This is a genomic window from Aerococcus sp. 150760013-2 (genome assembly GCF_053627715.1).
The window spans coordinates 42,095-57,514 of record NZ_JBSEYI010000003.1; the positions used below are offsets into that span (position 1 = coordinate 42,095).

The 15,420-nt window shown below is 40.6% G+C and carries 13 protein-coding genes and 1 other RNA gene; 3 read left to right on the forward strand and 11 right to left on the reverse strand.

The window, feature by feature from the left end; all coding sequences use genetic code 11:
* The first annotated feature begins 41 nt into the window (after positions 1-41).
* Both ACUW85_RS02175 and ACUW85_RS02180 read left to right on the forward strand, forming a co-directional pair.
* Positions 42-2,894 carry a DEAD/DEAH box helicase gene (locus tag ACUW85_RS02175; RefSeq protein ID WP_182023214.1) on the forward strand — a complete coding sequence of 951 codons (2,853 nt, stop codon included), beginning with the start codon at positions 42-44 and terminating at the stop codon, positions 2,892-2,894.
* A gap of 150 nt (positions 2,895-3,044) precedes the next feature.
* On the forward strand, positions 3,045-3,755 hold the full coding sequence (locus ACUW85_RS02180; RefSeq protein ID WP_182023213.1) for a GAP family protein: 711 nt from the start codon (positions 3,045-3,047) through the stop codon (positions 3,753-3,755).
* A 63-nt stretch (positions 3,756-3,818) separates the two neighbouring features.
* On the opposite strand, the gene ffs is transcribed toward ACUW85_RS02180, so the two are convergent.
* The 11 genes from ffs to tadA form a co-directional block, all read right to left on the reverse strand.
* Positions 3,819-3,918: signal recognition particle sRNA small type (gene ffs, locus ACUW85_RS02185), an RNA gene on the reverse strand.
* A 488-nt stretch (positions 3,919-4,406) separates the two neighbouring features.
* A complete protein-coding gene (locus ACUW85_RS02190; protein WP_182023212.1) occupies positions 4,407-5,042 on the reverse strand; it encodes a V-type ATP synthase subunit D in 636 nt (211 codons plus the stop codon).
* A 6-nt stretch (positions 5,043-5,048) separates the two neighbouring features.
* A complete protein-coding gene (locus ACUW85_RS02195) occupies positions 5,049-6,431 on the reverse strand; it encodes a V-type ATP synthase subunit B (protein WP_026465203.1) in 1,383 nt (460 codons plus the stop codon).
* Entirely contained in the window at positions 6,431-8,206 is a 1,776-nt protein-coding gene (locus ACUW85_RS02200; RefSeq protein ID WP_149314983.1) for a V-type ATP synthase subunit A, read from the reverse strand. The genes ACUW85_RS02195 and ACUW85_RS02200 overlap by 1 nt, the downstream gene beginning before the upstream one ends.
* Positions 8,207-8,262: 56 nt before the next feature.
* Positions 8,263-8,574 carry a V-type ATP synthase subunit F gene (locus tag ACUW85_RS02205; RefSeq protein WP_059133932.1) on the reverse strand — a complete coding sequence of 104 codons (312 nt, stop codon included), beginning with the start codon at positions 8,572-8,574 and terminating at the stop codon, positions 8,263-8,265.
* Complete coding sequence (locus tag ACUW85_RS02210) at positions 8,564-9,565, reverse strand: V-type ATPase subunit (protein ID WP_182023211.1); 1,002 nt, start codon at positions 9,563-9,565, stop codon at positions 8,564-8,566. The genes ACUW85_RS02205 and ACUW85_RS02210 overlap by 11 nt, the downstream gene beginning before the upstream one ends.
* An 18-nt stretch (positions 9,566-9,583) precedes the next feature.
* Positions 9,584-10,153 (reverse strand): V-type ATP synthase subunit E, encoded by a 570-nt coding sequence (locus ACUW85_RS02215; protein ID WP_182023210.1) that lies wholly within the window; start codon positions 10,151-10,153, stop codon positions 9,584-9,586.
* Positions 10,154-10,196: 43 nt separating this feature from the next.
* Complete coding sequence (locus tag ACUW85_RS02220) at positions 10,197-10,676, reverse strand: V-type ATP synthase subunit K (RefSeq protein WP_048729144.1); 480 nt, start codon at positions 10,674-10,676, stop codon at positions 10,197-10,199.
* 36 nt (positions 10,677-10,712) lie between these two features.
* Positions 10,713-12,668: a V-type ATP synthase subunit I gene (locus tag ACUW85_RS02225; protein ID WP_182023209.1), complete on the reverse strand. Its 1,956-nt coding sequence runs from the start codon at positions 12,666-12,668 to the stop codon at positions 10,713-10,715.
* Entirely contained in the window at positions 12,655-12,981 is a 327-nt protein-coding gene (locus ACUW85_RS02230) for a hypothetical protein (protein WP_225968956.1), read from the reverse strand. The genes ACUW85_RS02225 and ACUW85_RS02230 overlap by 14 nt, the downstream gene beginning before the upstream one ends.
* A gap of 117 nt (positions 12,982-13,098) precedes the next feature.
* Entirely contained in the window at positions 13,099-13,626 is a 528-nt protein-coding gene (gene tadA / locus ACUW85_RS02235) for a tRNA adenosine(34) deaminase TadA (protein ID WP_048729150.1), read from the reverse strand.
* A 263-nt stretch (positions 13,627-13,889) separates the two neighbouring features.
* On the opposite strand from tadA, the gene treP reads away from it, so the two are divergent.
* Positions 13,890-15,392 (forward strand): PTS system trehalose-specific EIIBC component, encoded by a 1,503-nt coding sequence (gene treP / locus ACUW85_RS02240; RefSeq protein WP_182023208.1) that lies wholly within the window; start codon positions 13,890-13,892, stop codon positions 15,390-15,392.
* The last annotated feature ends 28 nt before the right edge of the window (positions 15,393-15,420 follow it).

The following is a 15,420-nucleotide window of genomic DNA, read 5'->3' on the forward strand; positions in this document are numbered from 1 at the left end:
TTGATTTGTAGACTGAATTTTAGGATTTTTTGGAGGTATATATGGATTTATTAGCACAATCTTTGCGGCATGCTTTTATTGATCAACGGCAGTTGGGGCATGCCCAGTATGACCCTGAGTTGATTATTAATCAACCTGATGAGAATATCTTCCTATTAAATACCTTGCAGGAAGAATTGGATACCAGCGAAACTTTTACATTTTCTGTGGCATTTGTGACGGAGAGCGGTCTCAATACGCTGAAAACCCACCTCTTTGATTTACACCAACGAGGGATAAAAGGTCGGTTAATCACCTCGAACTATTTGGACTTTAACTCACCAGATATTTTCAAGGCCTTGCTGAAAGTTCCTAATTTGGAAATCCGCATTTCTGACAAAGAAGCTTTTCACGCTAAAGGGTATTTATTTGAACACAAGGACCACGCTTCCTTTATTATTGGGTCGTCAAACTTGACCAACCATGCCTTGAAAACCAATTACGAGTGGAACGTTAAACTGACAACCTACCACCACGGGGCCATTATCCATCAAATGCAGGCCCATTTAGACAAGGAATGGGCGAGTGCGCAGCCTTTAACTGAAGACTGGATTGAAGCATATGCCAAATCCTTCCAACCGCCTAAATACCGTGATACTAGTATCTTACTGGACCCAGCAAAGAACTTTATCGTGCCTAATAAGATGCAACAGCCAGCCTTAGATAGTCTTATTGAATTACGGCAAAATGGCGCCGACCGTGGCTTAGTAATCGCGGCTACCGGGACTGGTAAAACCTACCTAGCGGCTTTTGATGTGTTAGAAACCAAACCCGAAAAAGTCCTTTTTATCGTCCACAGGGAACAAATCTTACATTCCGCAATGGCCTCTTTTAAAAGGGTGATGCATACAGAACCAGATGATTTATTTGGCTTTTATACAGGTAATAAAAAGGATAGCCAAGCCAAGTATATTTTCGCCACTCAACAGACCATTACCCGCGACCAACATTTACACCAATTTGACCCAGAAGAATTCGATTATATCTTAGTAGATGAAGTCCACCGGGCTGGATCAGCGTCTTACCAGCGGATTTTTGACTACTTTAAACCCAAATTCCTACTTGGTTTAACGGCTACACCTGAGCGTACAGATGGCTATAATTTATATGAACTCTTTGACTACAATATCGCCTATGAAATCCGCCTGCAAGATGCTCTTGAAGCTGATTTACTAGCCCCCTTCCATTACTTTGGGGTGACCGACTACGAAAAAGACGGCGAATTGATTTCTGAAACCACCCAATTGAAAAACCTAATCCTAGATGAACGAGTCGATTATGTTATGGACAAGTTGACCTACTATGGTTTAGATAAAGACAAGGTCAAAGGTCTGGTCTTCTGTAGCCGTAACGAGGAAGCCAAGTCCCTATCCGACAAATTCAACGCCCGTGGTTATAAAACTGTCGCCCTATCTGGTAGCGACAGCCAAGAAGTGCGAACCAAGCAAGTCAATCGGTTAACTTCAGGTCTCTTAGACTATATTTTTACAGTGGATATTTTTAATGAAGGGATTGATATTCCGGAAATCAACCAGGTGGTCATGTTGCGTAACACCCAATCCAGCATCATCTTCGTCCAACAAATGGGGCGTGGGCTTCGTAAGCATGATGGTAAGGAATTCGTGAATATCATCGACTTCATCGGCAACTACAAGAACAACTACTTGATCCCCGTTGCCCTGTCTGGTAATTCAAACCGTAGTAAGGATGCCATGCGGAAAACGGCCGTCAACACCAACTTTATTTCCGGTTTATCCAATATCAATTTCGAAAGCATCGCTAAAGAGCGGATCTTTGATTCTATAAATGCTGTGAAACTAGACTCAATGAAAGAATTGAAAGAAGCTTACCTAGGCTTGAAAAATGAACTGGGGCGCGTGCCACTGTTGATTGATTTTGAAGCAACCAACAGTTTCGACCCTTGTCTATTAGCCAATAAAAAGGACAATTACCATGCTTTCTTGGCCAGTATTAAGGAAAGTGACAGTACACTTTCTAAAGCAGCCAATGATATCTTGAAGTTTTTATCGCGAGAAATCTTACCAGGCAAACGAGCGCATGAACTAGTCTTATTGAGCGAGCTCGCTAAAGAAAGTGTAGATACTTTAAGCTTGGCCAAGATTCAAACCATTTTGACCAAACATGACTTAAGCCATGACCCTATTACTGTGCAGTCAGTGGTGCGAACCTTGTCCACCGATTATTACGCCGGTAGTTCAAAGAAAACTTACCAACCGGGGCAAGTCGTGACCATAGTAGACGAGGGGATTAGCTTAAGCCCTGGCTTCCAGTCAGCAAAGAAAAATTCGACCTTTTTGCATCATTTAAATGACTTAATCACTACGGCCACCTTATTAAATGACGGTTATGACAAATCGTCAGATTTAACCTTGTACCAAAAATACGGCCGTCGTGACGCCCTACGTCTGCTAAAATGGGAAACGCAATTGGTGGACCAAAATATCGGAGGCTATACTCAGGATAAGGAACGGAAAATTTTTACAATTTTTGTGACACTGGATAAAGGCGACGACTTTACTGGTGCCCAAGTCGCTTATGAAGATGCCTTGTTAGACCCACAGACGATGACTTGGTTCACGAAAGCGCCGAGGACACTGGCTTCTCCTGAAGTGAAAATATTACAGGATGCGGACGACTGGCAAATTCATATGTTCATTAAAAAGGACGATGATGAAGGAACCGAGTTTTATTATTTGGGTGAAGTGACACCTGATGTTTCGACGATTACCCAACTTGAAAAGCCGAGTGGTGATGGTGAAACCCGGAACGTTGTGGAGATGAACTTGCATTTTAAAGAAACTATTCCAAGAAATCTCTTTAACTATCTACAGTAAACTACCCTTGCCAACCTATCCCCGTTTTGATAGGATAGTGACTCATAAATAAAAACAACTATCGCCGGATAGGTATTCTAGTGCACATAGGCCCTTCAAATTGAAGGTGTGCTGCTTGGATGTCTATCCGGTTTTTTTAGGAGGAAAATCATGTTTGTAGTCTTTACAACGACCTTAATTGCTGGCTTAATTGCTGGCTTAATCGATAGCATTAATCCCTTTGCGCTCACCCAGCAATTCATTCTACAATCTAAAATTAAATCCCCATATCATATTTTGTATTTTATCTTCCCCATTGGTCTGGGAAACTTTTTAATCGGTTTAGCCTTCTACTTTGGTTTCTCTGATTGGATTTTCCAAGCCTTCAATTGGGTAAACCATCACCACCCATATACTTGGCACTATCTAGCAATCGCAGCCAGCATTTTAATAGTAGCTGATTTAAGCTACTATTTTTTTAAAAAAGACCAGCCTACCGCAAGTCAGGGCGAGGTTCAAAAGAAATCCGTAACGCAAACAGAAAAAACGCACTTATCAGCTGGTGCATTATTCATGCTTGGTATCGCCTCTTGTCTAGCCGAAATCTCTTCAATAGCGCCATATTTAGCCTTATTAAGTTACTATGCAACTATATCGATTACCAATCTACAAGCAACGTTACTCCTGGCCTTTTATTCCTTTGTCTTGTTTGTATTACCTATGTACGGCTTATTTTTAATGTCCCTATTCTTTAAAAGCCACTTAACGACTATTTATAGACGAATTGCGGGCTGGATGGACTTTTTTATCACACGCATTTTGCCAGTTATCCTCTTTCTGATTGCAGTTGCCTTATTTGGGTACGGCATACAAATTTTCTAAAATTGGCCATAAAAAAACGCCAAGCGTGAATGGACACACTTGGCGTTTGGCGTTTAGCCGTTTAAATTTATACTAACTTACAGCACAGGATAGACAATGCTTAGAGCTGCTTGGTTCCCCATCTGACCCGGTTCACATCTCTACCCTTGCCGCAAGGCCTTTCGGCAAATTTAATTATACCATTTTTAAGGAAGGTTTGTAAAGGACTTCTTCCCTATTCTTAAACCCCAACATCAACTAACCGTATGAGGTATACTTGCGACAAGACAGCATAAACGTGTCTTGGACGAAAACTAATAAAATCGACATTGAAACATAGGAAGCTGATGACTAGTATAGCGGTCATCGGCTTTTTTGCTGTATAAAAAAGAGACCAAACCAATTGTTTTAATTGATTTGATCTCTCACTTTGAAAACTATTTTGAATGATAAGTAAGTGCAAGTCGAAAGCTGCATAAGGTTACAATTAGACTAGCTAACATTGCTTACATAGCGCCTTACACCCTTAGTCGGGTTCGCTCGCACCCTGTGAAGTTGAGCTCGAGTCTCCAGAAAGGACTGCGTTTCAGATTAGCTTGCAGATGACTGCGTCATCTTCATCGCTAATCTTCCAACGTTTCCTTTCTTGGCGTCGACTCTCACATCCTATTATTAACCCATGTCTTTCACTTTTATCATACGAGTAATAGATGCACGCTCGTTTTCGTCTAGTTTCATTTGGATATACTTGATGGTTTCCTTGATGTTTGGAATCATCCGGTATTCTAAGGCGTTTACTCGACGTCTTGTAGATTCAATTTCCGTTGCCATTAATTGACACGTTTTTTCAATTTCGCTCAATTTTAACAGCTTAGGCATGACATCGTTCAAGACTTCGATGGCATCGTCTAATTCACTAGATGTGTTTAGGTAACCGTATTTCACTTCGTTGTCGCTCTTTTGATTATCATCATCGTATGAAAATGACATCTTAGGTACGTCAACGCTCATGATATTTTTCTTGGCAATTTCTAAGTTGACTTGTTTGCTTGGTAAGGCCACGATTTCTTCCATAAAGGCGTCATTCATTGATGATGAGGCCAATACGAAGTTACCTAAGGCACCCGACAATTCGTCTTCTACTTCATTGCGCAGTTGGTTATTTTCTTTGATTAGTTCGATAAACTGGCGCATTAATTCATCTTGCTTATCTTTTAGTAAGTCATAACCATTTTGAGCAACTTTTAAACGGTCTTTTAATGTGCTCAGTTCCATCCGTGTTGGTTTGACATTTAGCGCATTCGCCATTTAAAATCACTCTCCTTCAGTTGAAGGCATGTATGTATCGATTAAATCATCTTTAATACGTGTTAATTCTGTACGAGGCAAGATCGCTAGTAATTCCCAAGCAAGGTCTAAGGTTTCTTCAATCGTACGGTTGTACTCAAAACCTTGGTCAACGTATTTGTCTTCAAATGCTGTGGTAAATTCTACGTATTTCTTATCTGTTTCAGATAGGGCTGATTCACCCAATACTTGAGATAATTCTTTAGCTTGTTTACCTTTCGCATAGGCAGCAAATAGTTGGTTCATGGTTGCAGCGTGGTCTTTACGTGTTTTACCTTCACCGGTACCTTTATCTTTTAGACGAGAAAGTGATGGCAATACGTTGATTGGTGGCTCAATACCACGTGCATCAAGGTCACGGTCTAAGATAATTTGCCCTTCGGTAATATAACCTGTTAAGTCAGGAATTGGATGGGTAATGTCATCCTCTGGCATAGACAGGATTGGAATCTGCGTTACAGAACCTTTAGACCCTTTGATACGGCCAGCACGTTCATATAGTGTAGACAGGTTGGTATATAGGTAACCTGGATAACCACGACGTCCTGGTACTTCACGGCGGGCTGCAGATACTTCACGTAAGGCTTCACAGTAGTTAGTCATGTCAGTCATGATAACCAATACTTGCATGTCTTTTTCGTAAGCTAAGTATTCTGCTGCTGTTAAGGCAATTTTTGGTGTTGCTAAACGTTCGATTGAAGGGTCATCCGCTAAGTTAATAAACAATACAGAGCGGTCGATGGCACCTGTTTCACGGAATGATTCCATGAAGTATTCAGCCTCTTCAAAAGTTACCCCCATTGCTGCAAAGACAACGGCGAATTGATCGTCGTCACCTAGCACAGTGGCTTGACGTGCGATTTGGGCAGCAAGCTCTTTATGCGGTAAACCTGAACCAGAGAATACGGGTAGTTTTTGTCCACGAACTAAGGTGTTTAAGTGGTCAATTGTTGAGATTCCAGTTTGAATAAACTCATCCGGGTAGTCACGAGCCATTGGGTTAATGGCTTGACCATTGATGTCACGGCTTTCGTCAGCGATGATTTCTGGGCCGTTATCGTTGATGTTACCAAGTCCATCGAATACACGACCAATCATGTCTTCAGACACGCCGAATTCAAGTGGATGTCCTTGGAAGCGCACTTTAGTGTCTTGTAAGTTAATACCAGAACCACCACCATAGATCTGTACGACTGCGCGACTTTCTTCTACTTGAAGCACTTGTCCTAGACGTTTTTCACCAGTTTGTAATTGTACTTCTACTAACTCATCAAAACTAATGCCTTCAACGTCTTCTACAATCATTAGGGGACCATAAACGTCGGAGATAGATTTATACTCTTTTAACATTATGCGTAGCTGCCTCCTTTCAATATTTCTGTCATAGCTTCTTTAATTTCATTGTTGATAGCGTCAATGCGGTCTAATTGATCTTCTGGGATAAATTTAGAACGCACGATTTTTTCGCGTAAGTCGACAGTGTTGTCAGCAATTTCTTGGTAGTAAGTACCTTTTTCCATTGCTTGTCGCGCTTCTTGGTCGAAGGTTAAAATGTTGAATAACATTTTCTCTTGTTTCTTCGCTGAAGTCGTTGTATCTACGTCATCAAAGGCATTTTGTTGTAAGTAACCTTCACGAATCATGGCTGCAATTAGTAGGGTCATTTTATCTTTTTCAGACAAGGCATCAATACCAACTAATTGTACAACTTCTTGTAAGCTGTCTTCTTCAGTTAGGATATTCATGGCTTTTTGTACCCATTGACCCCATTCAACGCCTAATTCTTCCGCTACACCCTTATAGATTTCTGAATCATACAATGAGTATGAACTTAACCAGTTAATGGCTGGGAAGTGACGTTGACGAGATAGGTTGGCATCTAATGACCAGAATACTTTTACAACTCGTAAGGTATTTTGTGTAACCGGCTCAGATGTATCCCCACCTGGAGGCGACACGGCACCTACCGCTGTAACTGAACCTGTACGGCCTTCGCTACCTAGTGTACGGACGATACCTGCACGCTCATAGTATTCTGCAATACGAGAACCTAGGTAAGCTGGGTAACCTTCGTCACCAGGCATCTCTTCTAGACGACCAGACATTTCACGAAGTGCTTCCGCCCAACGAGAAGTTGAATCGGCCATAATCGCTACTGAGTAACCCATGTCACGGAAGTATTCAGCAATTGTGATCCCTGTATAAACAGAGGCTTCACGGGCTGCTACCGGCATGTTTGAAGTGTTGGCAATTAACACAGTACGTTCCATGATTGATTCACCAGTTTTCGGGTCAACCAATTCAGGGAACTCGTTAATTACGTCCGTCATTTCGTTACCACGTTCACCACAACCAACGTAAACCACGATATCTACATCCGCATATTTAGCAATTTGGTGTTGCACAACTGTCTTACCGGCACCGAATGGCCCTGGAACTGCTGCTGCCCCACCTTTTGAAATTGGGAAGAAAGTATCGATAACACGTTGACCTGTTGTCATAATTTTATTTGGTGAGTATTTTTCGGCAAAAGGACGACCTTGACGAACTGGCCATGTTTGCATCATGGTGAATGATTTCTCGCCTTGCTCAGTGTCTAAGACGTACACATTATCTTCTAAAGTGTAGTCGCCTTCTTGAATTGATTTCACTGTACCTGAAACGCCAACCGGCACCATGATACGGTGTTCAATTACGGGACCTTCTTGAACAGTACCCACAATGTCACCACCTGTAACTTGTGTGCCTGCTTCAACAGTTGGGGTAAAATGCCATACTGCTGAACGGTCTAGGGGCGCTACTTGCACACCACGTACTAAGTAGTTTGAGTCGGTTGAATCCATGAACTCTTGTAGAGGTCGTTGGATACCGTCAAACATTTTCGTTAACATACCAGGTCCAAGTTCAACTGATAATGGTTGACCAGTTGTTTTTACTACTTGGCCAGGTTTAAGACCAGAAGTTTCCTCGTATACCTGAATTGAAGCAACATCGCCGTGCATTTCAAGGATTTCCCCTGTTAATTGTAGGTCACCTACTAAACAAATATCACGAACAGCAGCTTCTTCCATGCCACTTGCTTTAATCAGTGGACCGGAAACTTCAATGATTTTTCCGTCTTTCAAGACTGTTCCTCCCTCTTATCGTTTTCTATGATTTTTAATTTGTGTATTTTGATTTCTTATAGAATATTTTGACCAACCGCTTTTTCAACGTTGTCATTTACACGAGACTGCCCGATACCCAAGCTCCCTTTGTGTGAAGGAATCAGAATGATTGCTGGGGTAACTTGTGTGTCGTAAAAGGCAATGGTGTCTGGAATTTGCTGTGCGATTGTTTCGGTCAAATAGATCACACCATAGTGGTTGTCAGCCATTTCCCGGATTGTTTCACGGGCTTGTTGGCCTGAAATCACTGGATAGGCGTCGAAACCAATCAATTGGAAAGGAACAACGACGTCTTTTTCACCGACTACACCGATTTTATAAGCCATAAATAGGTCGCATCCTTTCTTCCACACTTTTTTGATCTAAATCGTATTCTTTGGCATTTAAAATTAACCTCAAATTGGCTACTTCGTTCTCTTTAAAATAAATATATGCCAATACAGGCATTGGTCCAAATGGTACCCAAGCTGCCTGGCGAATTTCTTCAGCCTCGATTGTTTTGATTTTCTTATCTAATTTCACCACGTCGATTGGATCGTTGGCGCTGATGCGGTCATTGATTTTACCAGCGAATGGTAAGCTGGCAAATTTATCCAATACGCGGTTATAGTCTTTACTAGTTGCTAAATTAACTAGTTCCACTTCTTCAAAAGTACCATCATCAGATAAGACTGCTTCTAAGAACCCACGAGAACGGCCTTGCTTCATCCCACGAACAACCATAGATAAATTTTCTAAATCAATCATCATCAATAGGGTCTTCGCCATATCTTGATCATCAGATTTGTCAGCGATGTCTCTTAAGTGGCCTAGATAAGACTGGTCCAATAGGATCGAAATACCGTCTAGGTCATGGTATTCTTCGTAATAATCGCGTGCATATTGGACGCCTTCTTTCATGATTTCTGGGAATTGGCTACCTTCACCAGTTTGCATTAAGGTCCGTAAGGCTTCGATTGAAAAACGGCCGATGTTTATATACATGTGCGAGAAATCTTGTTCTGTATACCATTCTTTGAATAATACTTTCAAATTGTGGTAGCTGTAACGCAAGGCAAATACGTCTACCACTTCATCTACAGGCGTTTCTTCATATAAACCAGCATACATTTCACGTAAATCACGGGTTAGGAACCCTTCGAAATCATGTGTTTCTCCGATATTTTCTGGGACATGATAGTTGGTTTTGCGTAGAGCAGCAAATACATCTTCAAGGGAGTTGGCACGTAAAAGTGCGTCATAGTCTTCTTTTGCTAGCAAACTACTTTCTTTTACACGAATGGTTGTATCCAGTTGTGCATATGTAGCGTTTGGCATTGCTGTCACTCCCCTCTCTTAGAATGCTTGTTTCACTAATTTTGGCGCTAATGTTTTTTTCTTTTGGTCAATGATTGATTCAAAAGTAAAGTTATAGTCCACTTCTTCGTTACTTAAAACAAAACCTGAACGCTTAGGAAGGAAAGTGTCATCTAATTGGATAGATGGGTTTAAGGCTTTCACTTGGTCAGCGTCGAATTGGTGTTGGCTGAATTCACCTACTGTTAACGTAAGGTTCTCAGTGCCTGCTACTTGGTCTAAAGCGCCTTTGATAAAACTAGTAAACGCTTCGCTTGATAATTGTTGTAATTCAACAATAGCTTGATCATAGACTTTTTCTAGTAAGGCTTGCTTGGCTTGTAATTTGTCATTACGTAAGACGTTTAAGTAGCTTTGTTTTTGTGTTTGTAATTTTCTAGCTTCAGCGTTTTCGATGTGTTGCTTTTCAGTCACAATTTGGTCATCGTTTTGTGCTTTGGCTTTGTTGATTTCTTCATTCATTTCAGCTTCAAATGCGGCTAATGCTGCTTTTTCTTCTTTTTCAGCATTGGCTAGCACTTGATCGACTAAAGTTTGAATATCTGCCATTCGACTTATCCTCCTTCTTTTGGTTTTTCTACTTGATTAGTGATTAACCAACAGAAAGTACTAATAATAGAGAAATAACGAATGCTAAGATTGCGTAAGTTTCAACCATGATAGAGTAGATGATTGCGTTAGATACGTTTTCAGGACGTTTTGCTAAAATTTGTACACCTGCTGTTGCAGTATGCCCTTGCCAACGTGCTGAAATTAAACCTACTAAACCAATAGGGATACCTGCTACAAAGTATTGTAGTCCTTGAGTTAAGTCTAATCCTGTACCTAATTGTAAGTAAATCATGATACCGATAACGAAACCATACAAACCTTGCGTACCAGGTAATAGTTGTAAGATTAATGTTTGCGCAAATTTTTCAGGTTGGTCTTTAACCAAGGCAGCTGCAGCCGCACCAGTTTCACCAACACCACGTGCAGAACCCATACCAGAGAAAATTACGGCAATTGCAATTCCGACCATCGCAAAGATTTGGCCACCGTTTTCCACAAAAAATTCAAACCATGTATTCATTATTTAAAAACCTCCATTTTGTTGTCTTCTTAATTATTAATTTTCTTCTACGTCTTTTAGAGAAACAAACTCCTGTAGTGTACGGATAGGCTTAAAGGCACGCCCCCCACCTTCATAAAATTTACCAAAGAACTCAACGAATACTAAGCGCATACTATGAACGTAGGCAGATAGTAATGATAAGAACATGTTAAATAATTGTAAGGCGATAATCATCAAAATACCCACTGAAAATCGAACAGGCACTGGCAAGATAGTAAACAAGATATTAAAGGACATGGCGATTGCTCCACCTGAAATACCTAAAGCCATTAGTCGTGTATAAGAAACGAAATCTCCTACATACGAAGACACACCGTATAAGTTATACAACCCAACAACACCACCAACTGCTTTATTATTACTCGTGAACATAGGAACCACGATAATTCCTGCAGCTGCAATAATGGCAAACCATTTTGCGATAGGAATCAACATATCCATACCGGTCATAAAGCCAGTGATACCGATAGCTAGCGCTATTAACAGTGCTAACCAGCCAATACCGTCATTATAGGCTGATGCATAGTCTTTACGACTAAGCTGTAATCTGATATTTAAGCATAAACCTACAAAGATGTGAATGTAACCAATCACTAAAGAGATAATCATTAGCGTTAAGGCATCTTCAGTTGGATTGATCAAACCGAATGGTAAAGCTTCACCAAATAGGGATCCATAAGCTAAACCAATTAACATCGTTGGGTAGGATAGAATATGTCCAAATTTCACAAAACGTTTAGTACTCTTCCGTAAATCCATTACCTTCATGGCAAAGAGTGTACCAATCCAAAGGAGGATACCGTAACCGAAGTCCCCCATCATCATAGCGAAGAATAACATGTAGAAACCAGCTACCCAGTTGGTCGGGTCTTTCTCCCGGTAATTTGGCAATGAGTACATTTCAGTAATCATTTCAAAAGGTTCTACTATAGAAGCATTATGTAATTTGATTGGCACTTCATCTTCTTTAACTTCTTGTTCGGTTGTTTCTTCTAAAATAATAGCAAACGTGTGCACATCAAAGGCTTCTTCTAAAGCGCTTTGCAAGTTTTCAACTTGCGCTTCTTCAATCCAACCACTGAATAAAGATAACTGTTGGTTATCATATGAAAGCTGTGCTGCGTTGGCACGTTGACTACGGTTAAAGAATTCTTCTACTGCTAATTGAATAGTAGCTTTAGATTCTTGCATGTTTTTAATGTCTTTAACAACGGCCTCCTCATCTTTGATGAGTTGTTTCCGTTCACTTTCCAATGTTTGGAAGGTCTCTTCTGGGGTTTGTCCGTAATTAAACTCTACTTCAGAGAAATAATTTTCTGCAAGTTTTGCTTGCAGGTTGTCGTTTTGACCTGGTAAGGCAACGACTGCGACACCAATTTCATTCTCGTTAGCAAACACTTCTTCAACGGCCACATCTTCAATGGCTTTTAATTGTTGCCAGTGGTGACGGTTTTCATCATTTGGAATCGTTCCTAGACGAACATCGAATAGTTTTAACTCTTGTAGAGATTTTGGATCAACATCTAGGGCCCGCCATTTAGCGATGGTTGTTTGTTCATCTTCAACCCGTTGGCGTTGGTCTTGAATGTCGTTACGCTTTTGTCTTAAGGCTTCGACTTTTTCAATCAATTGTAAAGCTGCTGCTTCATCCACAGTTTGATGTAGTTCATCCATGGTCATTTGTGGGCGTTTGGTCGTAATTTTATCTTTTAAAGATACCTTCTGTTGGTATTGACTTAGATAATGTAATACTTCGCGTCCGCGTTCATAAACGACTTGGTCATCTTGATCACTTTGGTAATTATTGTTGAAGGTAAAGTCTTGGCCGGTTACCTTTAAGGAAAGGTCACTAACTTGTATATTCTGCATCGTTTGTAAGGTGTATAACAAGTGGTCTTTGTTACTTGGCGCCGTTACAATCGATACTTTTTGCATCTTAGCGATTGCCATAGCTATTTTTCACCTCCTCAATTACAAGTGAGACTAAAGATGGCAAAGCGCCTTGGAATTGATTCTCAATTTCCTCAATCTCTTGATCGTTCTTCGCTTTTTCTTCAGATTTGTACGCTTGTAAAGCTTTTTCATTCTCGGCACGCTGCGCTTCTTGATAATCTTTCAAGATTGCTTCTTTTTCAGACGCCATTTGGCTTAATTTGCGATTTTTGTCTTCTAATAAACTTTCTCGCTTACTTGCATATTTATCACTTAGTGCTTGCGTTGCTTTCTCAGTATCGACAATTTTTGCTAAAGTTTTGCTGGACACCCAATTCACCCCCTAAAAGCGTTATAACAACTTAATTATAACAAAAAAACACTTTATTTTAAATGAAAACGCTAAGTAAATCACAATGTCTTATTTTTTAGTATTTTGACATTTCGCTTAGTTTTCTACTTTTGGTTTACGACTTGAATTTTTGCGTTTCTTGCGTAATTCAATAAAAAAATCTTGTAAAAGTGCCTTACATTCTTCATGCATGACACCATCAATGACTTCAACTTGATGGTTAAACCGACTATCATTCAGTATATTCATCAATGTTCCTGCCGTGCCACCCTTTTGATCATAAGCGCCATAATAGAGACGTTTGATACGGCTTTGTATCATGGCACCCGAACACATAGGACAGGGTTCTAACGTCACATACAAATCTGCATCCGCTAGTCGCCAAGATGCCCGATTACGGTTGGCTTCTTGGATAGCGAGGATTTCCGCATGGGTTGTTGCATCCTGACTGGTCTCACGCAAGTTATGGCCACGCCCGATGATTTCCCCCTGGTAGACGACAACTGCCCCAATTGGCACTTCACCAATAGCTGCTGCCTTCTTTGCTTCTTCAATCGCTGCCTCCATAAAAGCAATTTGGTCCACGTCAAGTGTATTGAATTTTGTATCCTTTTCTTCTGACATTCCACACCTCATTTCGGTCTAAAACATGCCATAATCATACCACTACCAAGGCTTACAACCAACTGATAAGTGGGGCTCACCGGACTTTTTAATCACTTTCTTCCTATTAACTATAGGCCTATAAAAAATTTTTTGATTGAGTGATTTCACTTGATTTGAAACCGTTATCATTATATAATAACCTCGTAGATAACTTGTATAGACAAGTTTACAATTATTATTTGGATATCATATGGCATTTTCTTTATAGAGGAGGAAGAAAAATGAGTGATTTTAAACAGGATGCTAAATCCTTACTGGATGACATTGGGGGTAAGGAGAATATCAATGCCGTTACACACTGTGCGACGCGTATGCGGTTTGTATTAAATGATCCTAAACAAGCGGATGTTAAAGCTATTGAAGAGATCCCTTCTGTTAAAGGGACATTTACCCAATCTGGTCAATTCCAGGTTATTATTGGGAACAAGGTGGCAGATTTTTATAATGAATTTGAAGCGGTTTCTGGTGTTTCTGGTACGTCAAAAGAAGCGGTGAAAGCTGCAGCAGCTGACCAACAACAAAACTGGCTTCAAAAAGCCATGACATTCTTGGCTGAAGTATTTGCACCAATTATTCCAGCAATTATCGTCGGGGGTCTTATTTTAGGTTTCCGTAACGTGCTTGAAGGGGTGCCAATGGAGTTCCTAGGGCAAAAAATTGTTGATGGCGTAGCGCAAACGATGGGTGACGGTACACCTCAATACAACACGATTGTTGATGTTTCAACATTCTGGGCCGGGGTGAACAGCTTCCTTTGGTTACCGGGTGAAGCCATTTTCCACTTCTTACCAGTTGGGATTACATGGTCTGTAACACGTAAAATGGGTACCACTCAAATTCTTGGTATCGTATTAGGTATCACATTAGTTTCACCACAATTACTAAATGCTTATGCTGCACCAGATGCTATCTTAGCTGGTGAAGTACCACAATGGGACTTCGGCTTCTTCCAATTAGATATGATTGGTTACCAAGCCCAAGTATTACCGGCCATGTTCGCAGGTCTATCACTTGCTTGGCTTGAAAAATTCTGGCGTAAATACATCCCAGAGATGATTTCTATGATTTTCGTGCCATTCTTATCATTAGTTCCTGCCATTATCTTGGCGCATACAGTTTTAGGCCCAATCGGTTGGACTGTAGGTACTTGGATTTCTAGTGTTGTGTACGCTGGTTTAACTGGACCTGTTTCTTGGTTGTTCGGTTTAATCTTCGGTGCCCTATACTCTCCACTTGTAATTACTGGTTTACACCATATGACCAACGCAATCGATACACAGTTAGTGGCTGACTTTGGTGGTACTGGTTTATGGCCAATGATCGCCCTATCAAATATTGCTCAAGCATCTGCGGTTATGGCGATTTGGTGGACAACTCGTCAAGATGAGAAAGAAAGTCAAATTACCATTCCATCAGCTGTATCAGCTTACTTAGGGGTAACTGAACCGGCAATGTTCGGTGTTACCATTAAATATGTTTACCCATTTATTGCAGCGATGATTGGTTCAGGTTTAGCTGGTTTACTTTCAACAAGTGTTGGCATTACAGCTAACTCTATCGGTGTTGGTGGTTTACCTGGTATCCTAGCGATTCAATTCCAATACTGGGGTTGGTTCTTACTAGCTATGGCCATCGCCATCGTTGTACCATTCGCATTGACAATTGTATTTAAGAAAACTGGTTTCCTAGCTAATAACAAAATCGATTTCAATATCAAGTTCTAGCATTAGCCAGATAGATTCAAGTTTCACG

Bases quoted from the DNA above. Each gene is read 5' to 3' on its own strand.
- ACUW85_RS02175 (WP_182023214.1), top strand. From the start codon at position 42: ATGGATTTATTAGCACAATCTTTGCGGCATGCTTTTATTGATCAACGG.
- ACUW85_RS02180 (WP_182023213.1), top strand. From the start codon at position 3,045: ATGTTTGTAGTCTTTACAACGACCTTAATTGCTGGCTTAATTGCTGGC.
- ACUW85_RS02190 (WP_182023212.1), bottom strand. From the start codon at position 5,042: ATGGCGAATGCGCTAAATGTCAAACCAACACGGATGGAACTGAGCACA.
- ACUW85_RS02195 (WP_026465203.1), bottom strand. From the start codon at position 6,431: ATGTTAAAAGAGTATAAATCTATCTCCGACGTTTATGGTCCCCTAATG.
- ACUW85_RS02205 (WP_059133932.1), bottom strand. From the start codon at position 8,574: ATGGCTTATAAAATCGGTGTAGTCGGTGAAAAAGACGTCGTTGTTCCT.
- ACUW85_RS02210 (WP_182023211.1), bottom strand. From the start codon at position 9,565: ATGCCAAACGCTACATATGCACAACTGGATACAACCATTCGTGTAAAA.
- ACUW85_RS02215 (WP_182023210.1), bottom strand. From the start codon at position 10,153: ATGGCAGATATTCAAACTTTAGTCGATCAAGTGCTAGCCAATGCTGAA.
- ACUW85_RS02220 (WP_048729144.1), bottom strand. From the start codon at position 10,676: ATGAATACATGGTTTGAATTTTTTGTGGAAAACGGTGGCCAAATCTTT.
- ACUW85_RS02225 (WP_182023209.1), bottom strand. From the start codon at position 12,668: ATGGCAATCGCTAAGATGCAAAAAGTATCGATTGTAACGGCGCCAAGT.
- tadA (WP_048729150.1), bottom strand. From the start codon at position 13,626: ATGTCAGAAGAAAAGGATACAAAATTCAATACACTTGACGTGGACCAA.
- treP (WP_182023208.1), top strand. From the start codon at position 13,890: ATGAGTGATTTTAAACAGGATGCTAAATCCTTACTGGATGACATTGGG.